The sequence below is a fragment of the Xanthomonas cassavae CFBP 4642 genome, assembly GCF_000454545.1.
In the GTDB taxonomy this organism is placed as follows: Bacteria; Pseudomonadota; Gammaproteobacteria; order Xanthomonadales; family Xanthomonadaceae; genus Xanthomonas; species Xanthomonas cassavae.
This window is the reverse complement of the sequence record NZ_CM002139.1, coordinates 4316369-4343246: the sequence shown is the minus strand read 5'-3', so window position 1 is coordinate 4343246 and position 26878 is coordinate 4316369. Positions and strand designations below refer to the sequence as shown.

Annotated in this window: 20 protein-coding genes, 1 other RNA gene and 3 pseudogenes; 11 read left to right on the top strand and 13 right to left on the bottom strand. The window is 65.6% G+C overall.

Annotated features, from left to right (window positions below; all coding sequences use genetic code 11):
* The coding region (locus XCSCFBP4642_RS30210; protein ID WP_235048243.1) for a hypothetical protein at positions 1 to 254 on the top strand (254 nt) is incomplete at its 5' end.
* A gap of 145 nt (positions 255 to 399) precedes the next feature.
* On the opposite strand, the gene XCSCFBP4642_RS0119230 is transcribed toward XCSCFBP4642_RS30210, so the two are convergent.
* Complete coding sequence (locus XCSCFBP4642_RS0119230; RefSeq protein WP_029221201.1) at positions 400 to 2373, bottom strand: transglycosylase SLT domain-containing protein; 1974 nt, start codon at positions 2371 to 2373, stop codon at positions 400 to 402.
* 274 nt (positions 2374 to 2647) lie between these two features.
* Here XCSCFBP4642_RS0119230 and XCSCFBP4642_RS25350 point away from each other — a divergent pair.
* Positions 2648 to 5527 (top strand): annotated as a pseudogene (locus XCSCFBP4642_RS25350) (TonB-dependent receptor).
* Positions 5528 to 5968: 441 nt separating this feature from the next.
* Here XCSCFBP4642_RS25350 and betA read toward each other — a convergent pair.
* The 7 genes from betA to XCSCFBP4642_RS0119185 all read right to left on the bottom strand — a co-directional run bounded on the left by betA (position 5969) and on the right by XCSCFBP4642_RS0119185 (position 14671).
* Complete coding sequence (gene betA, locus XCSCFBP4642_RS0119215; RefSeq protein ID WP_029221200.1) at positions 5969 to 7639, bottom strand: choline dehydrogenase; 1671 nt, start codon at positions 7637 to 7639, stop codon at positions 5969 to 5971.
* 148 nt (positions 7640 to 7787) lie between these two features.
* On the bottom strand, positions 7788 to 9260 hold the full coding sequence (betB, locus tag XCSCFBP4642_RS0119210) for a betaine-aldehyde dehydrogenase (RefSeq protein WP_029221199.1): 1473 nt from the start codon (positions 9258 to 9260) through the stop codon (positions 7788 to 7790).
* 39 nt (positions 9261 to 9299) lie between these two features.
* On the bottom strand, positions 9300 to 11279 hold the full coding sequence (gene betT / locus XCSCFBP4642_RS0119205) for a choline BCCT transporter BetT (RefSeq protein WP_029221198.1): 1980 nt from the start codon (positions 11277 to 11279) through the stop codon (positions 9300 to 9302).
* 136 nt (positions 11280 to 11415) lie between these two features.
* Complete coding sequence (locus tag XCSCFBP4642_RS0119200) at positions 11416 to 12153, bottom strand: endonuclease/exonuclease/phosphatase family protein (protein ID WP_029221197.1); 738 nt, start codon at positions 12151 to 12153, stop codon at positions 11416 to 11418.
* A 49-nt stretch (positions 12154 to 12202) separates the two neighbouring features.
* The gene (locus XCSCFBP4642_RS0119195; RefSeq protein ID WP_029221196.1) at positions 12203 to 13018 is read right to left on the bottom strand and encodes a thiol:disulfide interchange protein DsbA/DsbL; all 816 of its coding nucleotides are present in this window, start codon (positions 13016 to 13018) and stop codon (positions 12203 to 12205) included.
* 91 nt (positions 13019 to 13109) lie between these two features.
* Complete coding sequence (locus XCSCFBP4642_RS0119190; RefSeq protein WP_029221195.1) at positions 13110 to 13760, bottom strand: thiol:disulfide interchange protein DsbA/DsbL; 651 nt, start codon at positions 13758 to 13760, stop codon at positions 13110 to 13112.
* Between the two features lie 113 nt (positions 13761 to 13873).
* Entirely contained in the window at positions 13874 to 14671 is a 798-nt protein-coding gene (locus tag XCSCFBP4642_RS0119185) for a c-type cytochrome (RefSeq protein WP_029221194.1), read from the bottom strand.
* Positions 14672 to 14813: 142 nt separating this feature from the next.
* Between XCSCFBP4642_RS0119185 and yihA the strand changes: the two genes are divergently transcribed.
* The 3 genes from yihA to XCSCFBP4642_RS27625 all read left to right on the top strand — a co-directional run bounded on the left by yihA (position 14814) and on the right by XCSCFBP4642_RS27625 (position 17482).
* Positions 14814 to 15437, top strand: coding sequence for a ribosome biogenesis GTP-binding protein YihA/YsxC (yihA, locus tag XCSCFBP4642_RS0119180; protein WP_029221193.1), 624 nt, complete (start codon positions 14814 to 14816; stop codon positions 15435 to 15437).
* A 435-nt stretch (positions 15438 to 15872) separates the two neighbouring features.
* A complete protein-coding gene (locus XCSCFBP4642_RS0119175; RefSeq protein ID WP_029221192.1) occupies positions 15873 to 17237 on the top strand; it encodes a glutamate--cysteine ligase in 1365 nt (454 codons plus the stop codon).
* Between the two features lie 169 nt (positions 17238 to 17406).
* Positions 17407 to 17482: non-coding RNA, sX9 sRNA (locus tag XCSCFBP4642_RS27625), on the top strand.
* Between the two features lie 122 nt (positions 17483 to 17604).
* Here the strand turns inward: XCSCFBP4642_RS27625 and XCSCFBP4642_RS0119170 are convergent.
* The 3 genes and pseudogenes from XCSCFBP4642_RS0119170 to XCSCFBP4642_RS0119165 form a co-directional block, all read right to left on the bottom strand.
* Positions 17605 to 18633: pseudogene (locus XCSCFBP4642_RS0119170) on the bottom strand (ATP-binding protein); the annotation flags it as partial.
* Between the two features lie 116 nt (positions 18634 to 18749).
* Positions 18750 to 19089: pseudogene (locus tag XCSCFBP4642_RS30890) on the bottom strand (two-component sensor histidine kinase); the annotation flags it as partial.
* The gene (locus tag XCSCFBP4642_RS0119165) at positions 19086 to 19805 is read right to left on the bottom strand and encodes a response regulator (protein ID WP_084624595.1); all 720 of its coding nucleotides are present in this window, start codon (positions 19803 to 19805) and stop codon (positions 19086 to 19088) included. The gene XCSCFBP4642_RS0119165 and the pseudogene XCSCFBP4642_RS30890, both read right to left, overlap by 4 nt.
* A 143-nt stretch (positions 19806 to 19948) precedes the next feature.
* Here XCSCFBP4642_RS0119165 and XCSCFBP4642_RS0119160 point away from each other — a divergent pair, with 143 nt between their 5' ends.
* Positions 19949 to 21049 carry a glycosyltransferase gene (locus XCSCFBP4642_RS0119160; protein ID WP_029221189.1) on the top strand — a complete coding sequence of 367 codons (1101 nt, stop codon included), beginning with the start codon at positions 19949 to 19951 and terminating at the stop codon, positions 21047 to 21049.
* Between the two features lie 195 nt (positions 21050 to 21244).
* On the opposite strand, the gene XCSCFBP4642_RS30405 is transcribed toward XCSCFBP4642_RS0119160, so the two are convergent.
* Together XCSCFBP4642_RS30405 and XCSCFBP4642_RS25345 are read right to left on the bottom strand one after the other, a co-directional pair.
* Complete coding sequence (locus tag XCSCFBP4642_RS30405; RefSeq protein WP_266104124.1) at positions 21245 to 21418, bottom strand: SLAC1 family transporter; 174 nt, start codon at positions 21416 to 21418, stop codon at positions 21245 to 21247.
* Positions 21415 to 22326, bottom strand: coding sequence for an SLAC1 family transporter (locus tag XCSCFBP4642_RS25345; RefSeq protein ID WP_266104125.1), 912 nt, complete (start codon positions 22324 to 22326; stop codon positions 21415 to 21417). The genes XCSCFBP4642_RS30405 and XCSCFBP4642_RS25345 overlap by 4 nt, the downstream gene beginning before the upstream one ends.
* 101 nt (positions 22327 to 22427) lie before the next feature.
* Between XCSCFBP4642_RS25345 and XCSCFBP4642_RS0119150 the strand changes: the two genes are divergently transcribed.
* From XCSCFBP4642_RS0119150 to fghA, 5 genes are all read left to right on the top strand, one after another.
* On the top strand, positions 22428 to 23342 hold the full coding sequence (locus tag XCSCFBP4642_RS0119150; protein WP_029221188.1) for a LysR family transcriptional regulator: 915 nt from the start codon (positions 22428 to 22430) through the stop codon (positions 23340 to 23342).
* 219 nt (positions 23343 to 23561) lie between these two features.
* Positions 23562 to 23837, top strand: coding sequence for a metal/formaldehyde-sensitive transcriptional repressor (locus XCSCFBP4642_RS0119145; protein WP_029221187.1), 276 nt, complete (start codon positions 23562 to 23564; stop codon positions 23835 to 23837).
* Positions 23838 to 23898: 61 nt separating this feature from the next.
* Positions 23899 to 25008 (top strand): S-(hydroxymethyl)glutathione dehydrogenase/class III alcohol dehydrogenase, encoded by a 1110-nt coding sequence (locus tag XCSCFBP4642_RS0119140; RefSeq protein ID WP_029221186.1) that lies wholly within the window; start codon positions 23899 to 23901, stop codon positions 25006 to 25008.
* Between the two features lie 68 nt (positions 25009 to 25076).
* Positions 25077 to 25652 carry an S-(hydroxymethyl)glutathione synthase gene (gfa, locus tag XCSCFBP4642_RS0119135; RefSeq protein ID WP_029221185.1) on the top strand — a complete coding sequence of 192 codons (576 nt, stop codon included), beginning with the start codon at positions 25077 to 25079 and terminating at the stop codon, positions 25650 to 25652.
* A 59-nt stretch (positions 25653 to 25711) separates the two neighbouring features.
* Positions 25712 to 26542, top strand: a complete 831-nt coding sequence (gene fghA / locus XCSCFBP4642_RS0119130) for an S-formylglutathione hydrolase (protein WP_029221184.1) — start codon at positions 25712 to 25714, stop codon at positions 26540 to 26542.
* Positions 26543 to 26878: the final 336 nt, after the last annotated feature.

Below are 26878 nucleotides of genomic sequence, written 5' to 3'. Positions count from 1 at the left end.
ATGGAAGGACGGCTGATCGTAGATCCAAGTGCGTCATGAGCCGGATCGGCCAGTTCGCTGGCCGTTGCGACTACTTGATCAGCGTTGCCCTAACGCCATGGATCGTGGAGTGTTATGCCGCTGGTAAGGGCAGCGTGCACTCGGGTAAAGAATCACGCTTGAGTAGCGTTCGCCTTGCGCTGCATGAAGCAAGCGCTCTGCTTGCCCGCGACGCAGCGCAGGAGATCGCCGATCCCGTCGCAGAGCCCAGTTGAGGATTCGCCGAAACGGGTCATATGACCGTCTGATTCTCGGTGGACGGGCGCTTCATGCCGCCACAGGGCACTGTCTGCGCTCCGTTGCGGCGCATTACGTGAATCCCGCTCTTGGTAGCGGCCGTGCCAGTCGGCCGCATTACGCTCATTCCTGCGCCGCGTTGTTCGTGCCTTCGCCCGGCGTGCACACCGGCTTCTGGCGCTTGTCCACCAGCTTGCCCATCAAGCGGTCGCTCAGTGGCAGCATGTCGCCGTTGAGGCGCCAGTCGTAGATCACACTGAAGGCCAGCACGCGCGCGACATAGTCGCGCGTCTCCTTGTAGCTGATGGTTTCGATCCAGAAATCCGGTTCGAAATTCGGCCGCTGCGATTGCCAGCGGCCGGTCGGGCCAGGGCCGGCGTTGTAGGCGGCGATGGTGAGATACGGCAACCCATAGGTATTGAGCAACTGACGCAGGTAGGCCGTGCCGATGGCGATGTTGGTGTCCGGCTCATAGAGGCTGGTGGCACCGGCATAGCCGGGCAGGGCGATGCCTTTGGCCACGGCGGCGCCGGTGCCGGGCAATACCTGCATCAGGCCCATGGCGTTGGCCGGCGAGCGCGCACGCGGATTGAAGATGCTTTCGGCGCGGATCTCTGCGGCCACCCAGGCCGGGTCGATTGCGTTCCTGGCGGCTTCGCGGCGAATGCTGTCGTCGTGATGCAGCGGGAAGCGCAGTGCATACAGGCGCTGTTCGTCCGGTTGCTTGCCGAGCGCAAATACCGCGCGGTCGAACCAGCCATTGTCGCTGGCAACCTCCACGGCAAGGCGGCGTTGGGTGTCATCGAAACGACTGGCAGCATCGTTCCATTCGGCCACCGCCCAGCCAGGGCGATCGATCTGGAACAGGGCAATGGCACGGCCCAATGCCGGATCGCGCGCCACTGCGGCCTTGGCCTGCGCGCTGTCCTTGGGTTCCCATGGACAGATCCGGTACGGCTGCTGCAGACGGTCGGCCGCCAGGAACCCATGGAAGGTCGGTGATTGCGCGGCGGCGCGATACAACGGTTGTGCAGCTGCTGCCGAGCCGGTCTTCTCGGTCAGGCGCGCCTCGAAATACTGCCAGCGCGAGTCGGCCCGCTGGCCGGCCGGCATCTTGCGGATCGCCGCCAGTGCCGCCGGCCAATCGCCGCGCGACATCGCCTCGCGTGCGCGCCATTCGTGCAGGCGTTCGTCGTAGGAGGCATCAGGCACCGCATTGAGCCGGCGCGCCGAATCCGGCAGATACGAGGCGACCGTCCACAGTGCGATCTGATACAGCACCTGCCCACGCTGCGCATCGCTGAAGCCCAGTGTGCTGGCCAGCTGCGGCAACTGTTGTTCGGCCGCGTCCGGGTCGCTCTTGGCGAGTTTGGCCAGGCCATCGACGGCAATGCGACGGCTGCGCTCGGTCTTGGGCCAGCCTGGTGCACGCGGGTGGACCTTGTCGAGAAAGGCCGCGTAATCGGTTGCCAGTGCCAGATCAGCCGCCGGCAAGCCACGCGCTGCGGTCCGCATCACCGCAGGCAGCTGCGCATCGGCGGCGGCTTCCACCCGTTCCCAGCGCAGTGCTGGTGTCAGCTCGCCGCGGGATTCCAGTGTGGCAACCACCGGATCACAGGCATCGGGGAGTGCCTTGCCGTTGCGCCACAGCGTGAGCGCATCGCGGCTCCACTGCGCGTCCAGCTTGCCGGTGGCCTGGCGTGCGGTGAGCTGCGCGCAGCGCAGGCCGATGTTGTCGGTGCTCTTCCAGTTGGCCAGCAGGGTGGCCCAGTCCTGCCGACGTGCCACCGCCGGCAGCCAGGTGCTGCGGAAGCTCTCGGCCACCGGCTGGCCGGCGTAGCGTTGCAAAAAGCCCTGCGCCTGCGCGTTGGACACGTTGTCGATGCTGCGCTTGAGCGTGGCCAATTCCAGCCAGCCGTACAGCGGGTGACGGCGCAAGGCGGCCAGTTGCGCGGGGTCGGATTGGCCGCGCTCGGCAGCGGCGATCGCATCGCGCATGGCCGTCAACTGCGGGTCGAGGCTTTGTGCGTGCAATGCGGTACTGGCAAGACACAACAGGCCAGCGACGAGAGTGGCGAAACGGGGGGAAGAAGTCATGGCGCGATGATACCGAAGCAGGCCTGAGCGCTTGAGTGAACATGCGCTGCCCCTGTGCATCGGCATGCCCGCACCGGTGCGCACCGCGAGCGCGATGGCCAGCCGGTTGGGCGCGCGTATCCGGCGTTGTCGCGCTGGGATGCGCGCTGCGACGCCCAGCGCAGTGCTGCACCGCCAGATTGCGGTGCGTTAAGGTTTCGTTTAAGACTCGGGATGGACCGCAGGGCACGGGGGCGTGCGGACACTTTGAAGAATCCTTCTGGAGAGAGAAAGGGTGAAGCGTCTGATCCGTCCGTCGCGGTCATGCCTGGCCGTGCAGTTGTCGCTGTGCCTGATTCCCACCCTGGCCTGGGCGCAACAGCCCGACGCCGCCCCTGGTACGCGCACGCTCGACAGCGTGCAGGTCACCGGCACCCGCATCAAGACTGCCGAGCTGCAAGGCCAGGTGCCGATCCAGACGCTCAATCGCGCCGACATCGAACGCACCGGCCTGACCTCGATCGGCGAGGTGCTGCAGGAACTCACGGCCTCGGGCTCGGCGCTCAACGCCAAGTTCAATTCGTCAGGCAACTTCGGCTTTCCGCCCGATGGCGGCGGCGTGGGTGCGGGCTCGGCGCAGGTGGATCTGCGTCACCTCGGTTCCAAGCGCGTGCTGGTGCTGGTCGATGGCATCCGCTGGGTCAATGAATCCTCCGCGTCCGGCGTGGGATCGTCGACCGACCTCAACACCATTCCGCTGGCGATTGTGGAACGCATCGAAGTGCTCGAAGACGGCGCCTCATCGTTGTACGGCTCCGACGCGATTGCCAGCGTGGTCAACATCATCACCCGGCGCAGCTTCGATGGCGCGCAGGTCACCCTCAACTATGGCCAGTACGGCAAGGGCGATGGTGCCAACCAGGGCGTGGACCTGGCCTGGGGCACCAGCGGCGAGGATTTCAGCCTGTTTTCAGGCGCCAGCTACGTCAAGCAGGATCCGATCTACGCGCGTGACAGGGCGCAGGCGCGTTTCCCGATTCCGGGCACCGGGCTGACCTTCGGCAGCTCGGCCACACCGGACGGGCGCTTCCAGTTCTTCGACCCGAACACCGGCGCGCGCCAGAACCTCACGCCCAATGCCGGTGTCGGCACACCGCAGTACGACGGCAGCGCCGGCTGCACCCGCAGCGACGATTACCACTGCTTCGGCACCGCAGACCGCTACAACTTCGCCGAGCAGAACCTGTTGCTGACCCCATCCGAGCGCAAGGGCGTGTTCGCGCAATTCCGCTATTACTTCAACGACGACGTGCAGTGGTACGTCAAGGCATTGGGCAATCGGCGCGAGTCGACCAACCAGGCCGCGCCCGAGCCGATCTTTCTCGGCCCCGATGCCGGCACCGGCAACCCGCTGGCCGACAACATCGTGATTTCGGCGCTCAATCCGTTCAATCCGTTCGGCTTCGATCTGAACTCGGCCACCAACCTGATCCAGATCGGTCGGCGTCCGGTGGAAGGCGGGCCGCGTCGCTACGAGCAGCAGGTGGACACTCAGTATTTCGGCACCGGGCTGGTAGGTAGCTTCGAGGGCGGCGCGCGCACCTGGTACTGGGACGTCAACGGCATGTACAGCAAGAACAAGGCCGAACAGACCAACTACGGCAGCTACAACCTGTACAACATCAACCTGGCGCTGGGCGACCCGGCCGCCTGTGCGGCGGTGGCCGGCTGCGTGCCGCTGGATATCTTCAGTGGCGCGGGCAGTATCACGCCCGACATGTTGCGCTGGATTCAGCCGGTGGTGCGCGACCGCAGCCAGAACGAATTGAGCCTGTTCACCGCCAATCTCAGCAGCGAGTTGTTCCAGTTGCCTGGCGGCGCGGTGTCGTTCGCCACCGGCTACGAATACCGCAAGTACGAAGGCGCGTACCAGCCCGATCCACTCACCGTGGCCGGGCGCTACAACGGTGTGCCGTCGTTGCCGACCTCCGGCAGCTACGACGTCAACGAGGCCTATCTCGAACTCAATATCCCGATTTTCGCCAACTCGTCGTTGGGCGACAAACTCGATCTGACCATCGCCGGCCGCTATTCGGATTACTCCACCTTCGGTGGCGAGTTCACGCCCAAGTACGGCTTACGCTGGCAGGTCACCGACGAGCTGGTGCTGCGCACCAGCTATGCCGAAGGCTTTCGCGCGCCGACCATCGGCGAGCTGTTCGGTTCGGCTGCGCGCGCCGACCTGCAATTGTCCGATCCCTGCTTGATCGGCCTGGGCGGTACCGCGCCGCGCGGCAGTGCAGCCAATTGCGCGGCACTGGGCGTGCCAGGTGGCTATCAGCAGGCCAATCAGCAGATTTCGGTCACCACTGGCGGTAACGAGCAACTGGACCCGGAACGTTCGCGCAGCTTCAGTGCCGGCTTCGTGTTCAGTCCGGGCTTTGCCAGGAATGCAAGTTGGTCGGATCGGCTCGATATGGAAGTGACCTTCTATCGTCACCATGTGGAGGGCGCGATCCAGGCGATCAATGCGCAGACGCAGCTGGACCTGTGCGTGGAGACGCTGGATGCGCTGTATTGCGACGGCATCGGGCGCGCGTCCACCGGCGGTATCAACGCCTTCAACAACCGCCTGACCAACCTGGGCTCGATCAAGACCGACGGCTAGGACGTGGACCTGTTCTGGACCTTGCCGGAAAGCGCGTTGGGCCGCTTCAAGTTGTCATGGCAAAACACCTTTGTGGGCCGTTACGAAGCATTGAGCGCGGCCGGGCAGCGGCAGCCGCAGGGGCCGGGTATCGAAGTGGTCGACAGTGCGATTCCCGAATAGACCAGCAATGCGGTGCTGGATTGGTCGCTGGGCAACTGGACGGCGTCGTGGACGGCACGCCACATTTCCAAGCTTACCGAGCAGTGCGGCGATGCAGTGGAATTTGCGGTGTGCTCCAACCCTGCAGAAGGCACCAATCGACTGGATGCGATCACCTACCACGATGCACAGCTGGGATACCGCTTCGACTGGCTCAAGGGGTTGCAACTCACCGCCGGCTTGAACAACGTCTTCGACAAGGATCCTCCGATCTGCCTGTCGTGCTCCTTCAATGGCTACGACGCCTCCACTTACGACATCCCTGGTGGACGCTTCTGGTATGCGCGGGTGGATCTGAAGTTTTAGCCCATCAGGTCGGGTCGGTCGTAAAGCGGAGAGCGGCTGATCTGTGGCTTGACCGCAGGGCCCTCGCCCGCCAACCCTCGCGTGACACGCCGCAAGTACGTCCTTGTAAGGCTCTTACGCGGCATCCATACCGCGTAAGAGCCCGCGACGGAGAGCGGACAAGGACCATCGAAGATGGTCGGTGTGCATGGCTTCAAGCAATGCATGACGTGCATTGTTCGGCAATGGCGCATCCGATCAGCTTCGCAACGCAACAAGATCAGGAGACGGGCTTTCAATAAACGCCTGAAAACTCTCTGGCGCGGTGTCCTCGCCGATTGTGGGACCGTGTGGCGGCATGGATGCCGCCACCGAGCCTACGAGGATGTACCTGCGGCGTGCCCCGCGAGCGGTGAGGGCGCCACGCACTCGACCCAGGGTGGCGCACCGCGTTTTCTAGCATCACCCGCGCACAGGCGCATCGCCCGCAACGTAGTAATCGGCCGTGCTGCGCGGCAGCGGTGTGCGCCCCCGCATACGGTCGGCGATCTTCTCGGCAATCATGATGGTGGTGGCGTTGAGGTTGCCGGTGATGATGCGCGGCATGATCGAGGCGTCGATGACACGCAGGCCTTCCAGGCCGTGCACGCGGCCTTGTCCGTCCACCACGGCCACGTCGTCGGTGCCCATCGCGCACGAGCACGATGGGTGATACGCGGTCTCTGCACGCGAACGCACGAATGCGTCCAGCTCGGCGTCTGTCCTGCAATCGGCACCGGGGCTGATCTCGCGCCCGCGATACGCATCGAGCGCGGGCTGGGCGATGATCTCGCGGGTGATGCGGATCGCGTCGCGGAATTCCTGCCAGTCCTGGTCGGTGGACTGGTAGTTGAACAGGATCGACGGATGCTGGTGCGGGTCGCGCGACTTGGCATGCACGCGGCCGCGACTGGGCGTGCGCATCGAGCCCACGTGCGCCTGGAAGCCATGCTCCTTTACCGCATTGCTGCCGTTGTAATTGATGGCGACGGGCAGGAAGTGGTACTGGATGTTGGGCCAGTCGAACTCGTCGCGTGTGCGGATGAAACCGCCGGCTTCGAACTGGTTGCTGGCGCCGGTGCCGGTGCCGGCGAACAGCCACTCGGCACCAATCGCAGGCTGGTTCCACCACTGCAAGGCCGGATACAGCGAGACCGGCTTGGTGCAGGCGTATTGAATATAGACCTCCAGATGATCCTGCAGGTTCTGGCCGACGCCGGGTAGGTCGTGCACCAACTGCACGTCGAGTGCGCGCAGCAGCTCCGGCGCACCCACACCGGAGCGCTGCAGCAGCTGCGGTGAGGCGATGGCGCCCGCACACACCAGCACTTCGCGACGCGCATGCGCATCGATGCCCTCGCTGCTGTTGCCCACCAGATAATGCACGCCGATCGCACGCTTGCCGGCAAACAGGATGCGGTCGGTGGTGGCATGGGTGACGATATTCAGGCCATCGCGCGGCTTGGCCATGTCCAGATAGCCGCGTGCAGTACTCGCGCGCCGTCCGCGTGGCGTCACGGTGCGGTCCATCGGCCCGAAGCCTTCCTGCCGATAGCCGTTGAGGTCGTCGGTGCGCGGATAGCCGGCCTGCACGCCGGCATCGACCATGGCATGGAACAGCACGTTGTTGTCGTTCTTTGGCGTGGCCACGCTCACCGGGCCTTCGCCGCCGTGATAGTCATTGGCGCCGATGTCGCGTGTCTCGGCCTTGCGAAAGTACGGCAGCACATCGCGGTAGCTCCAGTCTTCCAATCCCGGGCGCTTGGCCCAGTGATCGAAATCCAGCGCGTTGCCGCGGATGTAGCACATGCCGTTGATCAGCGACGAGCCGCCCAGGCCCTTGCCGCGCCCGCATTCCATGCGGCGGTTGTCCATGTGCGGCTCCGGCTCGGTTTCATAGGCCCAGTTGTAGCGGCGGCCCTGCAGCGGGAACGCCAGCGCGGCTGGCATCTGGGTGCGGAAATCCAGCCGGTAATCCGGTCCGCCCGCTTCGAGCAAGAGCACCGTCACGCCCGGGTCTTCGGTCAGACGTGCGGCCAGCACATTGCCTGCCGAGCCGGCGCCGATGATGATGTAGTCGTATTCGCGTTGCATGGTGGTCTCCTGATGCGTAAGCGGTGCAGCGGCAGTCAAGGCACTGCGCGGTCGCTGTTCTGGGCGCGGCACTGTGGTGATGCGCGCAGTGCGTGTGTAGGGCGCAACGCACGCATCCAGCGATGACGTGCGTTGCAGCGTCGGCCGCTCAAAACACCGATGCGTAGCGTTCCAGCTCGACCTGAACCGACTTGGTGCGCGTATAGGCCTGCAAGGTGGCCAAGCCGTTCTCGCGACCCACGCCCGATTGCTTGTAGCCACCTACCGGCATCGGCGCGGGCGACTCGCCCCAGGTGTTGATCCAGCAGATGCCTGCTTCCAGTCGATGGATCAGCCGGTGCGCACGCGCCAGATCGGGCGTGACCACACCGGCGGCCAATCCGTAGCTGGTCGCATTGGCACGGGTCACCGCTTCGTCGTCGTCGTCGTAGGTGAGCAGGCTCAGCACCGGCCCGAAGATTTCTTCGCGCACGATCGTCATGACATCGCTGCAATCGCTGAAGATCGTCGGCGCCACGTAATAGCCCTGCGCCAACGCGCCGTCGCGTAGCCGCTCGCCGCCGCACAGCAGGCGTGCACCTTCGGCCTTGCCCTGTTCGATGTAGTCCAGCACGCGCTGCATGTGCGCGGCGCTGACCATCGGGCCGAAGGTGGTGCGTTCATCGAGCGGGTCGCCGATATGGATGCGTTGCACGCGTGCCAGCAGCCGCGCTTCGAAGGCGGTGCGCAGTGCCCGCGGCACGAACACCCGGGTGCCATTGGTGCACACCTGCCCGGAGCTGTAGAAGTTGGCCATCATCGCGATGTCGGCAGCCAGGTCCAGATCCGCATCGGCACAGACGATCAGCGGCGATTTGCCACCCAGTTCCATGGTCACGTCTTTCAACGACGAACTCGATGCGCTGGCCATCACCTTGCGGCCGGTGGCGGTGCCGCCGGTGAAGCTGATCTTCTCGATGTGCGGATGCTCTGTGAGCGCCGTGCCCACGCTGGCGCCATCGCCTGGCAGGACGTTGAATACGCCATCGGGAAGTCCCGCTTCGGTGAACAGTTCCGCCAGTTTGAGTGCAGTGAGCGGCGTGACTTCGCTGGGTTTGAAGATCATTGCGTTGCCGGCCGCCAGCGCGGGCGCTGCCTTCCACAGCGCGATCTGGATCGGGTAATTCCACGCGCCGATCGCGCCGACCACGCCGAGCGGCTCGTGCCGGGTGTAGAAGAAGCTGCCTTCGCGCAGCGGGACCTGCGCACCCTGCAGCGCCTGCGCCGCCCCGGCGTAGTACTCCAGCACGTCTGCGCCGGTGACGATGTCCACGTTGCGCGTTTCGGTCAGCGGCTTGCCGGTGTTGAGCGACTCCAGCTCGGCCAGCGCATCGTTGCGCTCGCGCAGCAACGCCACCGCGCGCAGCAGGATGCGTGAGCGCTCCACCGTGGTCAGCGCGGCCCACACGCGTTGGCCGGCCTTGGCACTGTCGACCGCAGCGTCCAGATCGTCGGCGCCGGCGTTGTGCACGTTGGCCAGTACCTCGCCGGTGGCAGGGTTGACCACCTCGAAGGTGTGGCCGCTGCGGGCGGGAACATAACGGCCGCCGATGTACAGCAGCTGGTCGGGAAAACGTGGCATGACAAACCTCCTGTGGGACGGTCGCCGCAGCGAGGCAGCTCAGCGCGTGAGGTGCAGGAACTGCAGGTGACGCTCGTATTGATCGATGATGTCGTTGATGATTTGTTCGCGGCTGTAGCTAACCAGGTCGTAGTCCTGGCTGCCTTCGTATAGATAGACCTCGGCGCGGTAGTAGCGCTGGTTGCGGAAGCGCTGCGCGGCGAACGACGGGGTGAGATAGCCGCGCATCACCACCTGGTAGCGGAAGCCTTGTTGTTCGCCGTGATCGACGCTGATTTCCATGTCGCCATCGTCGATGCGGCTACTGACGTTCCAGCCTTCTTCCTGCAATTGCGTGGTCACCGCCTCGATCGCCGGGCGCACCTGGTCGTGCATGAAGCGGTAGACCTCATCGCGCGCCGGGAAATGCATCGCCTGGCCCAGGCGCTGACGCCAGCCGCGGTGATGACGCGATTGCCCGATGAGCGGGCTGGGGCTGTAGAGCTGCGCACGTTTGCGCTGCGATTCCTCGCTCAATGCGCGTGACAGGCCCCATGCCATCAGCAGCAGCACCGCAGAAAACGGCAGCGAGGCAAGCACTACCGCCGATTTCAGCGCATCCATGCTGCCGGCCAACAGTAACCCTGCCGTGACCACGGCAGTGAGCACGCCCCAGAACACGCGCAGCCAGCGCGGGCCGTCGTCGTGCGGCTCGCCGCCATGCGAGGACAGCGTGGACAGCACCACGGTGCCGGAGTCGGCCGAGGTGACAAAGAACACGAAGCTGATCGCCACCGTCACCGTGATCACCGTGCGGCTCCACGGGTAGCTTTGCAGCAGTGAGTACAGCACCGTCTGTGGCGCATCGATGGCCTGTTGCGCCCATGCGCCCTGGCCATGGTGCAACAACTGATCCAGCGCGCTGTTGCCGAAGATCGACAGCCACGCCAGGGTGAATCCCAGCGGGATCAACAACACGCCCAGCACGAATTGGCGAATGGTGCGGCCGCGCGAGATGCGCGCAATGAACAGGCCGACAAACGGTGCCCAGCCGATCCACCAGGCCCAATAGAACACCGTCCAGTTGCCCAGCCAGTCGGCGCGCCCGCCATAGGCGTAGACGTCGAAACTCTTGCCGACCACGCTGCCCAGGTAGTCGCCCAGGTTCTGCATCAGGGCGTTGAGCAGATACTGGGTCGGCCCGGCGAACAGCATGAACAGCAGCAGCGCGATCGCCAGCAGCATGTTGATGTCCGACATCCAGCGCACGCCTTTTTCAACGCCGGACACCGCCACCACGATGGCCGCGCCCATCATTGCCACGATCAACGCGACCTGCACCCAGTGCGTATGCGGCACATCGAACAAGGTGCTCAGCCCGGCGTTGAGATGCAGCACGCCAAAGCCCATGTCCGCACCGATGCCGAATACCGTTGCCACGATGCCCAGCGCATCCACGGTGTAACCGATCGGCCCGTTGATGCGTTTGCCGATCAGCGGATACAGCGCCGAGCGCAGGGCCAGCGGAAGGTTATGACGGAAGGCGAAATACGCCAGCGCCATCGCCGCCAGCGCGAACACGCCCCAGCCATGCAGCCCCCAATGCAGGAAGAGCAACTGCATCGCCTGCCGCGCGGACGCTTCGCCACTGCCGGTACCGCCTTGTGGCGGTTGCAGATAGTGGGTCAGCGGTTCGGAAACGCAGAAGAAGAAGAGCGTGATGCTGATGCCGGCGGCAAACAGCATGCCGGCCCACGAGAGATAGCTGAATTCCGGCTCGTCGTGGTCGGCGCCGAGCTTGATGTTGCCGTAGCTGGACAAGGCGGTGCCGAGCACGAACACCAGATACAGCGTCATCGCCAGCAGGTAGTACCAGCCGACATTGCGCGAGGCCCAGATCTGCGCATCCAGCAGCACACGGCCTGCATCCAGTGGAAACAGCGCAACCAGCAAGGCGAATGTGCAGACCACCGTCGCCGCCAGCAAGAACACCGGCCGCAGAGTGCGTACCGGCAACGGCTGCGGTTCGACTGCACTCATATCGACGCACTCACAGGATGCGTGTCACGTGACGTGCTCCCAACGAAAAAACCGCCTGCGTTATCGCACAGACGGTGTCTAGGGGGTGTCGTCGGTCGAGTTCGCCAGTGCGAACCCCGTTGGCAGTTCAGGTGCGCTAGCGCAGCAGCTGCAGCGGAACGCGGATATCCATACCGACTGCCAGGTGATCGGAGAAGGCAGCGGGAATGGCCTCGGTGTGTTCGATCACCAGACTGTCGCTGACCAGGATATGGTCGATGGCACGATCCGGCCGCCAGCTGGGAAAGGTGTGCACCACGCAGCCCGGAGGCTGCAACCGGGTGTGGCGATACAGGGCCTGCATTTCCGGACGGTCGGCCACGCAGTTGAAATCGCCCATCAACATCACATTGGGATGCTGGGACAACAGTTCGGCAATGAAGGCCAGCTGCGCCATGCGCGAGTTGGCGCCCAGCGACAGATGCGCCACTGCCACGGCAAGGCCATCGCGGCCCTGCCCGAACTTGGCCAGCAGGATGCCGCGCCCGCCGATGCGGCCGGGCAGGGCATGGTCCTGCACTTCCAGCGGTTCCAGCTTGCTCAGCAGGCCATTTGCGCTTGAGGCTACCCCGCCCATGCGGCGGTTGGGCTGATGGCTCCAGTAGTGGAAGCCGGCGCGCTCGGCCAGATAGTGGGTCTGGTTGGTGAAGCCCGAGCGCAGGCTGCCCGGGTCGGCCTCCTGCAGGCCGACGATGTCGCGCTCTCCGGCCAGTTTGGCGATGCTGTCCAGGCTGGTGCGCTTGCTGCCCAGCGGCAACGCATGCGACCAGCTGCGGGTCACGTAATCGCTGTAGCGGCGGGTGCTGGAGCCGGCCTGGATATTGGCGGTCAGCACCCGCAGGGTGCGCGAATCCGAAGCGTTCACAGGGCGGCGATCGACAGGATCACTTGGCCAGCGTGGCGCGCTCGCGCGCGATCAGGTGATCGGCGATGCGCAGCATGTCCGGAAAGCTCTGGCCCTTGACCAGGTACTTGCCGTTGACGATCAGCGACGGCGTGCCGGTGATCTTGCTGCGGGTGGCGAACTGCTTGGCGCGATTGGTCTTGGCCGACACACCGAAGCTGCTCATGGTGTCGATGAAGGTCTTCTGGTCCACGCCGTACTTGGCGTAGAACGCGGCGATATCCTGCACCGAATCCTTGCCGCGCTCGCCCTTGAGGGTCTGGTCGACGTGGATGGCCTTGTACAGCGCTTCGTGGGTCTTTTCCTGCACGCCCAGCGTTTCGGCGGCGTAGAAGGCGCGACCGTAGTCATCCCACGGGCCACCGAACATCGCCGGCACATAGACGAAATGCACGTCCGAGGGCAGGCCGGCCTTCCACGGGCCGATCAGCGGCTGGAACGCGTTGCAGGCAGGGCAGACATAGCCGAACACCTCGGCCACTTCGATCTTGCCGGCGGCCTGCTGGTACGGCTGACCACCTTCGATATCCACATAGTCGGTGCCGGCGACCGGCTCCGGGCCATTGGGCGCGCGCGGGGCAGCGCTGGGCGCGGCAGGCGGCGGGGTGGTGGCGCTTTCGCCAGCAGCGGGCGGAGCCGCCGGATCGGCGGCCGGCGTCGCGGCGGCCGGAGCGGGCGCCGTTTCGGCAGCGGGCGTGGCGGCGGCGGGCGAGGTGTCGGACGAGCCGTCCTGGGCCTTGCAGGCGACCAGGATCGGGAGCAGTGCCATCAGCGTCAGGGCAAAGCGGGTCTTCATCGGATGGAATCTCCAGCGTGGGGCGAGGAAAGGGCCGGGCGGCCGCGGGACGCATGATGCCACGGGCGGCCGTCGGTAACGGTTACGTGGTTCAGCGCTTGGCCGGCCCGGCGTGCTCGCGTGCAATCAGGTAGTCGGCAATCTTCAACATGTCCGGATAATTGCGCGCGCCGATCAGGTAGCGCCCGTTGACGATCAGGGCCGGCGTGCCCGGCAGCTTGCTGCGCAGCGCGAACTCGCGCGCAGCCTTGAGCCTGGCATCCACCGCCTCGCTCTTGAAGATGTCCACGAAGCGCTGCTGCGGCACGCCGTAGTCGGCATAGAACACGGCCAGTTCGTCCGGGGAGACGTTCTGGGTCGGCACGCTCTGCTTTTCATGGATGGCATCGAACATGGCGCGATGGCTACGCTTGGCCACGCCCAGCATGTCGGCGGTGAAGTAGGCGCGCGCGAAGGCATCCCAGAACCCGCCGAACGCCGCCGGCACCGGGGTGAAGCGCACGTAGGACGGTTGCTTGGCGACCCAGGCCTCCAGCACCGGCTCGAAATGCGCGCAGTGCGGGCAGGTATAGCCGAACACTTCCACCACTTCGACCTTGCCGGCCAGCGGTGCATACGGTTGGCCGCCGTCGATCAGGGTGTAGTCCTCGCCTGCGACCGGCGCGGCCTTCTTGTCGGCGGCACAGGCCGCCAGTGGCACCAGGATCAACAACAGCAGGGACAAACGGGAAAACAGATTCATGCAGGCTCCGTGGGGATGCAGGGGGGAGGGCGGGAAACGACGACGCCGGTCGCGGGACCGGCGTCGTGACATGGTGAGGCAGTGGCGCGGGCTAACTCATGACCATACCGGCCTCATGAGCGCGCCGGCGACGCGGCAGGCGGCCGTGCGGCCGCCGCGTCGTCGGCGCGGTCGTGCAGACCTTGCAGATAGCTGGATAGCGCCTGGATCTCCTGCTCGGTCAGCGGGTGCGCCACCTGCGCCATGATATTGAACAGCGCCGGATTGCGCTCCTGGGTGGTGCCGGCCTGGTATTCCTTCAGGCGCCGCGCCACGTACTCGGCGTGCTGGCCGCCCAGGCGCGGATAGGCCGGGCCCGGATTGCCGCCACCGGACGGGCCATGGCAGGCCATGCAGGCCGGGACCCCACGCGCCACGTCGCCGCCGCGGTAGAGCTTTTCGCCAACTTCGTAGAACTTCATCCCCTGGTACGGGCCCTCGGCGATCACCGCGTCGTCGGCCACGCCGGCGGCGGACTTCTGGGTGGCGAAGTAGGCGCCCAGGTCGCGCATGTCCTGCGCGGTGAGGTCCTTGACGAAGGGCACCATCACCGCCGACATCCCGGTATTGCGCTCACCGCTGGCGATCAGCGCCACCTGATGCGCCACGTAGCGCTCGGTCTGACCGGCGATGCGCGGATACATGGCCACCGCCGGATTGCCGTCCGGCCCATGGCAGGCCGCGCAGGCGGCGGCCTTGGTCTGGCCGGCCTTGGCGTCGCCCCAGGTGGTCTTTGCCAGGTCCACCTCCAGCGGCGCAACGCGCACGGGTGGCGGATCGGGGATCGGCGTGACCGCCGATTGCGCAAACGCCACGGCCGCAACGACCGGCACGGCGAGGGCGGCGAGGACTAGCACACGAGCATGGCGCATCAGCTAAAGCTCCGTATGGACCCTGCCCGCGCGTTGGGTACTGGCTGTGGCAGGCGTGCTTCGATTATCGACACGCCTTTGCGCCAGGGTCAACGAACAGTGCAGCAAAACCGCCAGCGCCCGAACGTGCGATCCTAGCGGGATGTCGCTCCTTATCGAACAAGCCCGCTACCACCTGTCCGCCCACAACGCCCGGCAATTGCCTGACGATGGTGGTTACGAGGTGGCCTTCGCCGGCCGCTCCAACGCCGGAAAATCCAGCGCGCTCAATGCGCTGACCCGCCAGAATTCGCTGGCGCGCGTGTCCAAGACCCCTGGCCGCACCCAGCAGCTGGTGTTCTTCCAGATCCAGCCCGAGCGCTATCTGGTGGATCTGCCCGGTTACGGCTATGCCAAGGTGCCGCAGGATCTGCAGGCGCACTGGCAGGCCTTCATCGACCGCTATTTCCGCACCCGCGAGGCGCTGCGCGGGCTGGTGGTGGTGATGGACATCCGCCACCCGCTCAAGGACTACGACCTGCAGATGCTTGGTTATGCGGCCGAACGCGGCCTGCCCGCGCACGGATTGCTGACCAAGGCCGACAAGCTCGGCCGTGGCCAGCAGATGCAGACCCTGCAGAAGGTCAAGAAGGAAGTGACCTCGCGCTTTGGCGACAGCGTGACCGTGCAGACCTATTCGGGCCAATCGCGCCAGGGCGTGGACGAACTGCGCGGCATCGTCGGCGGTTGGCTGGGCCTGGACGTGGAAACCACCACGCCACAATGATGCCGTGCAACACGATTGTCAGGCCGGGGCCGATGCCCAGGGTCGTATAGCAACGGCGGACTTCGGTCCGCCGTTTGCGTTTCAAGCCACATGCCGGGCGAGGTGGACACGAGTGCGGATGCGCGCGCTGCAGCCTGCAATGACCGGCAGGCCGCATGCGGTTATGGGCGTCCTGCTCAGCATGGCGGGCGAGCAGGACCGGCGCGCAGTGATTGTCGGTCCTTGCCGGAGGGCGCTGCTTCCTCGGGCCGCGCAGCCTGGCAGGTTGACGTGGATCACGCCGCCGCTGCCAGCGATGGCGGGCGCGCATCGATGGAAATGTCATGCCCTGCCGGTGTCGCCAATCCTTTCGCGCCGGGCGGTTATAGTGCGGGCCTTGCGGTGGCTGGGGAGGATCCCCACATCGTCCCACCCCTTTCGTTTGCGAGCCTGCCCTTGTCGAGTCCCAGCCACGTTGCCGAAACGCCGATCACCGAACGCGCGGAACTGGTGCAGGTCCTCGCCTCCGGCGAGAAGCCCAGCGCTGACTGGCGGATCGGCACCGAGCACGAAAAGTTCGGCTTCCAGCTCGATGATCTGCGTGCGCCCACCTTCGACGGCGCCCGCGGCATCGAGGCCCTGCTGACCGGCTTGACCCGCTTCGGCTGGGAGCCGGTGCAGGAAAACGGCCGCACCATCGCGTTGCTGCGCGACGGCGCTTCGGTGACGCTGGAGCCGGCCGGCCAGCTGGAACTGTCCGGCGCGGCAGTGGAAACCCTGCACCACACCTGCGTGGAAACCGGCACCCATCTGGACGAAGTGGCGCAGGTGGCCGGCGAGTTGCAGCTGGGGTTCCTGGGCATGGGCTTCCAGCCCAAGTGGCGCCGCGACCAGATGCCGTGGATGCCCAAGGGCCGCTACCAGATCATGAAGAGCTACATGCCCAAGGTCGGCTCGCTCGGCCTGGACATGATGACGCGCACCTGCACGGTGCAGGTCAACCTGGATTACGCCACCGAAGCGGACATGGTGAAGAAGTTCCGCGTCTCGCTGGCGCTGCAGCCGATCGCCACTGCCTTGTTCGCCGATTCGCCGTTCACCGAGGGCAAGCCCAACGGCTACCTGAGCTACCGCTCGCATATCTGGACCGATACCGACGCCGACCGCACCGGCATGCTGGATTTCGTGTTCGAGGACGGCTTCGGCTACGAGCGCTACGTCGATTACCTGCTCGATGTGCCGATGTATTTCTCTTGCCGCAACGGCGTCTACGTCGATGCCAGCGGGCAGAGTTTCCGCGATTTCATGCAAGGCAAGCTGCCGGCGCTGCCTGGTGCATTGCCGACGCTGCGCGACTGGTCCGATCACATGACCACCGCATTCCCGGAAGTGCGCCTGAAGAAGTATCTGGAAATGCGCGGCGCCGATGCCGGTCCGTGGAATCGCCTGTGCGCGCTGTCGGCGTTCTGGGTGGGTCTGCTTTACGACGACACCGCGCTGGATGCGGCCTGGGACCTGGTCAAGGATTTCAGCCCCACCGAGCGCCACGCCTTGCGCGATGGCGTGCCCAGGCAGGCGCTGGGCCTGCCGTTCCGCAATGGCACCGTGCGCGACCTGGCGGTGGAGGCGGTCAACATCGCCCGCGAGGGGCTGCGCCGGCGTGCGCGTCTGAATCGCGACGGCCAGGACGAAACCGGGTTTCTGGATGTGATCGCCGAGATCGCCGAGAGCGGCGTCACCGCCGCCGAGCGCAAGCTGGCGCTGTATCACGGCGCGTGGAAGGGCGATATCGATCGCGTGTTCCGCGAGTTCGCTTACTGAGTATCGAGGCCGGTAGTAAAGGGCACGCTGGCATTGCCGCGCGTCTGGCCGGGTCTTGGTGTGGAATGCGCTGGGGGCGATGCGGAGTGCTTGCGCTGTTGCCACTAAAACAGCGAACAAAACGACTGCGCCGCCGCCAGGCGGGCGCGGGCGTTGTCCGGAGTCGGCGGCGGGCTACGCGTCCGCTCCGGTTCCGAGCGCGGCATCCATCCACACCTGACGACTGCGCGCTACATGTGTCAGCTGCCTGAGCCGTCATCGCAAAGGCTGCAGACTTGGGGGCAGTGCTGACGCCGGGTGCTGATCGCCACGGCTCCGTGTCCGCGTGATCGATCTGAGCCTCAACGACCGACCGGCGTGCTCGAGATCAGCGGCGCTCCGGCATGCACGGCAGGCGCACGGTCACCCTCAGGCCGCCCTGGGCGCGATTGTCCAGCCGTAGGTCGCCGCCATGGGCCAGCACGATGCTGTGCGCGACCGACAGCCCCAGGCCGATGCCGCCGGTGCCGCGGTTGCGCGAGGACTCGCCGCGCACGAACGGCAACAGCAATTGTTCGCGCTGCGACGGATCGATGCCCGGGCCGTCATCGTCGATCCAGAGCACCCCGTCTTCGCCGTCGCGCTGCAGTTGCAGGCGTGCGCATTTGCCGTATTTCAGCGCATTTTCCAGCAGATTCATCACTGCGCGGCGCAATGCCAATGGGTCGCCATCCAGGGTGATCGCCGGACCGGGCAGTAGCACCGCGTCGGCGCCGATGTCGGTGGCATTGTCGACCACGCTCTCCACCAGCAGGCGCAGATCCAGCGGCGCGCGTTCGCCGCGATGGCGATCGTTCTGGATGAAATCCAGCGCTGCGGAAATCATCGCCTTCATCTCGTCGATATCGGCCAGCGCCTTGTCGCGCAGTGGCGGTTGCAGGTCGTCCAGGCGAAACGACAACCGTGCCAGCGGCGTGCGCAGGTCGTGCGCGATCGCAGCGACCATGTGGGTACGCTCGTTGATCAGGCGGTTCAGGCGGCCCTGCATGGCATTGAACGAATCGGCCGCACGTACGATCTCCGGAGGGCCGCTGCGCTGCAAGGCGGCGGCGTGGGGATTGCGGCCCAGCCGGTCGGCGGCCTCGGCAAAGCGCTTGATCGGCGCCGACAACGCGCGCGAGAACCACCAGGCCAGCGGCACATTGGCCAGCAGGCCGGCCAGGAACAGCAGCACGATATGGGTCTTGAACTCGGTCGACAGCCGCCGGCGCGGTGATTCCACCGTGCGCCAGCGGCCATCGGGCTGCTGCAGTGCGGCGGTGAAGCCGTCCAGCAGCGGCACGCCGGGGGTCAGCCGTTCGCTTTCCCAATCCTCCGGCGCCTGGGCCGGGCGCAGCCCGGTGCCGAAAGGGGCCGCATCGGCGGACCGGTTCGGGTGCCATCGGGAGGCCATCGGCAGCGAGCCACCGCGGCCTCCGGCTTCGCTGTTGCGTTGCGGATCGGGCGCACGCTGCACCTGGCCGCTGTCCGGGAACGGGTCGTCGCGGTCCTCTGCATTGCGGTAGAACCGCACGTGGCGCTTGTCGACATCCAGCCAATGGGCCAGCAGCATTTCCGCAAACGGGTCGCGGACCTGGTCTGCAGGTGGGGTCGGCGCCTGCGCACCATCGTGGACCTTCAGAGTCTGGGTGCCGGCCGGCATGCGCGTGGACAGCAGCGCCACCACTTCGGGCGGATGCACCGGCGGCTCGTACACCGGAGTCCGCATCACCAGCAGGGCGATACCGATGATCTGGGCGGTGAGCAAGGCCACCGCCAGCAACACGAAAGTACGGGCAAAGATCGACAGCCCGCGCCGTGCCGGTTTGCTCACAGGCGCGAGACGCTCGGCAGCAGCATGTAGCCTTCGTTACGTACGGTGCGAATCAACTCGGTATGGACGCGCTCATTGATCTTGCGGCGCAGGCGGCTGATCTGGCTATCGATGGCGCGGTCGTAGACGTCGGTGTCGCGGCCGCGGGCGTGGTCCAGCAGCTGATCGCGGCTGAGCACGCGCTGCGGGTGCTCGACAAAGGTGCGCAGCAGGGCGAATTCGCCGTCGGATAGATTGATGAAGATGCCGGTAGGGTCGCGCAGGTCGCGCCGCACCACGTCCAGCCGCCAGCCGGCGAATTCGTAGACGTTGCCGCGCTGGTCGGCCTGCTCGCTGCTGGCCTGGCTGCGGCGCAGCAGTGCACGCACGCGGGCCAGCAATTCCCGCGGATTGCAGGGCTTGGCGAGGTAGTCGTCGGCACCCACTTCCAGGCCGATGATGCGGTCGGTATCGTTGCCCAGCGCGCTGAGCATGATAACCGCCGGTGAACCGCGCTCGCTGGCCAGGGCGCGGGCCGCGCTCAGCCCATCTTCTCCAGGCATCATCACGTCGAGTACGATGAGATCCGGACGCTGCCGTGCCATGCTGGTGCGCATGTCCGCCACGTTCTCGGCGACGTCCACCTGGTAGCCATGGGCGCTCAGGAATTCGCCGATCAGCTTGCGCAGGTCGGGGTCGTCGTCGACCACGAGAACACGGGGTTGCTGCAGGTCCATGGAAGTCGTCGTCGGTGGCACGGACACTGGCCCGCGCAAGGTGGAGGCTGAGGCTGCCGGATACATGGTGCTCGCAGGTACATGGCTGGAATAGCCATCATAATGATTGAATTTGTCAACCATTGGCACACGTGCAAAGCGACATGACGGGACGAGACATCACACAGGACATCATCGCCTCGACACTGTGCCGCCCGGGTGGCGAGCGTGCGCATGACAAGGCATATCCGATGATGCGGGTGATCAGCCGCGACAATGGCGTGGGCCTGACCCGGGACATGGTACTGATGGCGCAGACCCTGCGCGCCGGCGGCGTGCCGGTGCAGGAGGTCGGGTTCACCAGCCAGCGGCTGCAGGATACCGGGCGCGAAGTCCGGCTGTGGGCCAGCCGCGCCCTGTTCGGTCGGGTGCCGTTGCAGATCTATTCCGAACGCGTCTACGCGCGCTGCCTGCCGTTGGGGCAGAGGAATCTGCTGGTGCCCAACCCGGAGTGGCTATTGCCCAAATGGTTGCCGTTGCTGCCGAAGTTCGATGCGGTGTTGTGCAAGACCCACCACGCCGAGCGCATCTTCCAGACCCTGGGCTGCACCACGCGCTATATCGGCTTCACCAGCCCGGACCGCTTCGATGCGCAGGTGCCGCGCCAGCGCGCGTTCTTCCATCTGGCCGGGCGCAGTACCGCCAAGGGCACCCGGGTCTTGCTGGAGACCTGGAGACAGCACCCGGAATGGCCGTTGCTGACGGTGGTGCAGAACCCCCGCACCGCCGGCAAGCCGGTGGTTGCGCCCAATATCGATCACCGGGTCCGCTATCTGGACGATGCCGAACTGCGCCGGTTGCAGAACGCCCACCTGTTCCACATCTGCCCCTCCGAGGCCGAGGGCTTCGGGCATTACCTGATGGAGGCGCTCAGCGTAGGGGCGGTGACCCTGGCCACCGATGGCGAACCCATGAACGAGCTGGTCAGGCCGGAGCATGGCGTGCTGATCCCGGTGGCCGAGGTACGCCAGCGGCGCCTGGCCTCGTATTACTACGTCGATGGGGCCGGCATTGCGCATGCGGTGGAGGCTGCACTGGCCCTGTCGCAGGCAGCGCTCGATCACCTGTCGGCCCATGCCCGAGCGTTCTACCAAGCCAATGACAGCGCATTTCCGGCGCGGTTCCGCGCTGCGGTGCTGGCTTCGCTACCCGAGCACGTCGCCGAGGCGGCGATCGGCGCGGCACCGGTAGTCGTCGAGCGCTGATCTGGCGCGGCGGCCGGTTGCGACACCGCCTGTCGCCGCCGCTGCACGCGGCAGGCAGCGTGCCGGCGAATTGTCCAGTGCTGTCCGCCACACGCGTCACTGCGCGGCAGTGCCCCGCTGCGCATCGGCCAGGCATGGTGACACGAACAGGTCGCCGCGACACGCGCCCAGCGCGGTCCTGCTTGCCGTGACTGCCTATAGTGCCGCCAGTGCCACGACCAGCGCCGTGCCGGCGACATCGAAGAACGCCAGATGCAAGGCGGTACCGAGTTTCAGGCTGGCCAGCGCGTACACGCCCAGCGGAAAGGTGAAGCCCCACCATCCGAGGTTGAATGGCACTCCGGCGCGTAAGTAACCGGCCGTGATCAACCCCGCCAGCAGCCACCACCACGCCCCCGCGCCCCCGCGCCCCAGAACAGCACCGCACCGATCACGCCCAGACCACCGGCGATGCGTCCGAGGTCGGTCAGGCCCTGCGCGGCGAGAATGGCGGGAGCATGCTGGCCGATCGACAGCATGCCCAGTGCAGCGGTGCCGAGCGGGCCGAGTGGCAGCCAGATCGAGGCCGCCATGCTGGCCGGCGGCAGCGGATGCAACGCCATGCGCAGCAGCAGGATCACCAGGATGCCCATCGCCACCGGCACCGAGTATGCCCATAGCGCGTAGCTGGCGATGGTCACGATGAATTGCGCCTGCGCATCTGCCAGCTGCGCTGCCAACGGGCCGCCGCTGGCAGCGGCCACCTCGGCGGCGACCACCGGCAGTAGCCACAGCGCAGTCATGTCCTGGAGGCGGTGCTGCTGGCGGGTGAACATCAGATACGGCACGCCCACCCCGCATGCCAGCGCGAGTGCCACATCCATCCACCACAGCGCCTCGGCCAGCGGGACAGCGGCACTGCTCCAGCGAGGCACGCCGTACAGCAGCAGGCCGTTGATCACGGTCGCCAGTCCCATCGGAATGGTGCCCAGAAACAGCGACGCGGAGGCATGCCCGAAAATCCGCCGGGCTTCATCGAAGAACAGTGCCCAGCGTGCCGCATACAGCAGGCTGAACAATAGGAACAGGGCACCGTTGCACAGCCACAAGAGTTCGCCCACAGCCGTCAGGCACGGACTGTGCCGGGGCAGTTGCCCGAGCGCCAGCGCGAAGATGCCGGGGCCCATGGTGGCGCCGAACCAGTTCGGGGTGAACTGGCGGATGAGCTGGCGTGGGCCGGACAACGCAGTCGAGGGACGGAGTTGCCGGGTGCCGGGCAGTGCGTTGGGAGTGCGCATGATCAGAGGCGATGCGATGGTGACGGCCGCAGTGTCGAACCGATGGGTATAGCTGTAAAACGGGTAATATCGCTAGCGATTACCCGGAAAGCAGGTAGGTTGTGCGTCTGACGTTGCGCCAGCTCCAGATCTTCTGCGCCATCGCCCAGCATGGCAGCACCACCGGTGCCGGGCTGGCCGTGGCGTTGTCGCAGTCGGCCACCAGTGCGGCGCTCAACGACCTGGAGCATGCGCTGGACACGCAGTTGTTCGATCGGGTGGGCAAGCGGCTGGTGCTCAACGATGTCGGCGCCGCACTGCTGCCACAGGCACGCAAGCTGCTCGATGGCGCCCACGCGATCGAGGCCGGATTCACGCCGGGCGCTGCCGCGTCGGCAGGTCGCCTGAAGATCGGCTGCAGTACGACCATCGGCAATTACGTGTTGCCGCTGGTGCTGCGGGCGCTGCACACGCAGGCACCCGGGTTGCGCGTGGACATGGATAGCGCCAACAGCAGCGGTATTGCCGGCAAGGTGGCGAACTTCGAGCTCGACATGGGCCTGATCGAAGGGCCGTGTCATCTGCCGGAACTGCACGCCGAACCCTGGCTGCTGGATGAGCTGGTGGTGGTGGTGGGCAGCCGGCATGCGTTGGCCAAGCGGTCCAGGGTCACGCCTGCCCAGCTGCGCGACGCCGACTGGCTATTGCGCGAGCCAGGCTCGGGCACACGCGAAGAAGTGGAACAGGCGTTGCTGCGGCATCTGCATACGCTCTCGGATACCCGCCAGATCGGCAGTTCCGAGGCGATCAAGAACGTGCTGGTGCAAGGTGTGGGCGTGAGCTGCCTGTCGCGGTGGGCGGTAGACGGGCTGATCGCGTCGAAGAAGCTGCAGCCACTCAGCAGCGGGCTGCCGCGGTTGACCCGGCGGTTCTTCCTGATCTGGCATCGCGACAAGTTCTTTTCGCCGAACCTGCGGCGCTTCCGCGACGCCTGCAGGCACTTCAAGCAGACCCGCGAGGCGCCCGCGCGGCGCTAGACCTCGTCGGGTGCCGCGCTGCGCATGCGCGTGCGGCAATGCAGTCGTTGGTGTCTTCCGGCCTGCATCGAGGGGCGTCCAAGCGCAGGTTGACGCTGGCGTGAGCGCCATCACTGTTCATCGCCAGTTCTCTGCTGGATGCAGCATTGCCTGCATCGGCATCGCTTTTTTTCCGGATTTCCCTATACTGCCCCCCAGTATCCTGGGTCGAGGGCCGGCATGCCGCATTCGCCGCTGGAAAAGAAACGTGCACTGGCGCGGGTACGGCGCTTGCGCGGGCAGTGCGACGCGCTTGAGCGCGCGCTGCAGTCCGGCGCAGACTGCGCCCCGGTGCTACAGCAGATCGCCGCGATCCGGGGGGCCGTCAATGGGCTGATGTCGCAGGTACTTGAAGCGCATATCCGGGAAGATTTCGGGCATGCCGCCGCCTCCGATGCGCAACGTGCCGAGCGCGTGCAGGACCTGCTCGGTCTGGTCCGGTCCTACCTCAGATGAACTCCCACCGGGCCGCATTGCCGCGCCCGTCCCCGAACATCCCTGTCAGGAGCGTTATTCCATGAAATCCCGTGCAGCAGTCGCATTCGGACCCGGCAAGCCGCTGGAAATCGTCGAAATCGACGTCGCACCGCCGAAGGCCGGCGAAGTGCTGGTCCGCATCACCCATACCGGCGTGTGCCACACCGATGCCTTCACGCTGTCCGGCGACGATCCGGAAGGCATCTTCCCGTCGGTGCTCGGCCACGAAGGCGGCGGCATCGTCGAGCAGGTGGGCGAAGGCGTCACCGGCGTCAAGGTCGGCGACCACGTCATCCCGCTGTACACCGCCGAATGCCGCAAGTGCAAGTTCTGCCTGTCCGGCAAGACCAACCTGTGCCAGGCGGTGCGCGCCACCCAGGGCAAGGGCCTGATGCCGGACGGCACCACCCGCTTCTCCTACAACGGCGAGCCGATCTACCACTACATGGGCTGCAGCACCTTCAGCGAATATACCGTGGTGCCGGAGATCTCGCTGGCGGTGGTCAATCCGGAGGCGCCGCTGGAAAAGGTCTGCCTGCTCGGTTGCGGCGTCACCACCGGCATCGGTGCGGTGCACAACACCGCCAAGGTCAAGCCGGGCGAGAGTGTGGCGGTGTTCGGTCTGGGCGGCATCGGACTTGCGGTGATCCAGGGCGCGGTGCAGGCCAAGGCCGGGCGGATCCTGGCCATCGACACCAATCCTGGCAAGTTCGACCTGGCGCGCAGCATGGGCGCCACCGACTGCATCAACCCGAAGGATTACGACAAGCCGATCCAGGACGTCATCGTCGAGCTGACCGATGGCGGGGTGGATTTCAGCTTCGAGTGCATCGGCAACGTCAACGTGATGCGGTCGGCGCTGGAGTGTTGCCACAAGGGCTGGGGCGAGAGCGTCATCATCGGTGTGGCCGGTGCCGGCCAGGAAATCAGCACCCGTCCGTTCCAGTTGGTGACCGGGCGCGTGTGGCGCGGCTCGGCATTCGGTGGGGTCAAGGGCCGTACGCAGTTGCCGGGCATGGTGGAGCAATCAATGAAGGGCGAGATCGATCTGGATCCGTTCATCACCCACACCATGCCGCTGGACGAGATCAACCACGCCTTCGACCTGATGCATGAAGGCAAGTCGATCCGTACCGTGATTCATTTCTGACCGGATGGCCAGGAGCGGCGCGCGGCCGCTTCCGCGCACGTGGAACCCGAGACTCCGGGAGAGGCGTGATGACTAATGTGTCGATCCATCTTTCGGTAGATGGTGGTGTTGCGCGAGGCGGGGCAGAAAACTTTCAGGGGGGAACCCTGGAGTGCCACTGCGCCACCGACAAGGTGACGCTGGAAGTGGGTGCGCAGACTGCGCACAACCACGCATGCGGCTGCAGTAAATGCTGGAAACCCGAGGGCGCGACCTTTTCGGTGATCGCGGTGGCGCCGCGGAACAAGGTCAAGGTGACCGCGCACGCAGAAAAGCTGAAGATCGTCGATGAAAGCGCGGCGATCCAGCGCCACGCGTGTGCCGGGTGCGGTGTGCACCTATTCGGCCGCATCGAGAACAAGGAGCATGCGTTCTACGGGCTGGATTTCGTGCACACCGAGTTGTCCAGGCAACAGAACTGGTCGGCGCCGGGTTTTGCCGCATTTGTCTCGTCCATCATTGAAACCGGCACGCCGCCGGAGCAGATGGATGGAGTGCGTGCGCGCCTGACCGAGCTGGGCTTGCCGCCCTACGACTGCCTGTCGCCGGCGTTGGTGGATGCGTTATCGACGCAGGTGGCACGCAAGAAGGGTTTGCTGCATTGATGGTCCAACCCTGCGGCTGGTGACCCGGCCGCTGGGTTTTCTCTTCGTAAGGAATCTTCATGGAACGTATCGAACACCGCGCCTGTTTCGGCGGCTGGCAGGATGTGTATCGGCATCAGTCCAAGAGCCTGGGATGCAGCATGCAGGTTGGCGTCTACCTGCCGCCGCAGGCGGCAGGTGGCCCATTGCCGGTGCTGTACTGGCTCAGCGGTTTGACCTGTACCGAGCAGAATTTCATCAGCAAGGCCGGCGCGCAGCGCTATGCCGCCGAGCACGGCGTGATCCTGGTGGCGCCGGACACCAGCCCGCGCGGCGACGATGTGGCCGATGCGGAAGGCTACGACATCGGCAAGGGCGCCGGCTTTTACGTCGATGCCACGCAGCAGCCGTGGGCGGCGCACTACCGCATGTACGACTACGTGGTGAACGAATTGCCGGCGCTGATCGAGGCCCATTTCGTCACCAACGGTGCGCGCGCCATCAGCGGCCATTCGATGGGCGGGCATGGCGCCTTGACCATTGCATTGAAGAACCCGGGCCGCTATCGCAGCGTGTCGGCGTTTTCGCCGATCGTGGCACCCAGCCAGGTGCCGTGGGGCGAGAAAGCGTTTGGGCAGTATCTGGGCGAGGATCGTGAAACGTGGAAAGCCTACGACGCGACGGCATTGATCACCGAAGCTCAGGAACGTTTACCGTTGTTGATCGACCAGGGCGATGCTGACGAATTTCTTCAAAATCAGCTAAAAACCACGCTATTCGAAGACGCCGCCAATGCGGCCGGTTATCCGGTCACCGTGCGGATGCAAACTGGGTATGACCATAGCTATTACTTCATCGCCAGTTTCATTGGCGAGCACATCGCGCATCATGCGGCGGCGCTGCGCGGGTGATGGGGTGCGGTTGAGGGTGTGATTGGGCGGGATGGGATGGCACGGGCAAAGTGGCAGACATCCCGCAGTCCCCGGAGCGCACCGACTGGTGGCAACGCAGACGACCGCAGACCGCAAGTCAGTCGTTCCCTTCTCCCTCGGGGAGAAGGTGCCCCGAAGGGGCGGATGAGGGTACGGACGAAGCCGCATGGGGCTGAACGTGGCGAGGGCTTCGCCACGTATCCTCACCCCAACCCCTTATCTCTTGGCGATCTGCCAGATTAGGCGTCGAGAGGCGGCGTGGTCGACCGATAACCCATAGGTCTGAGCGACCGCGGGAGAGCGAGGTCGCCACGN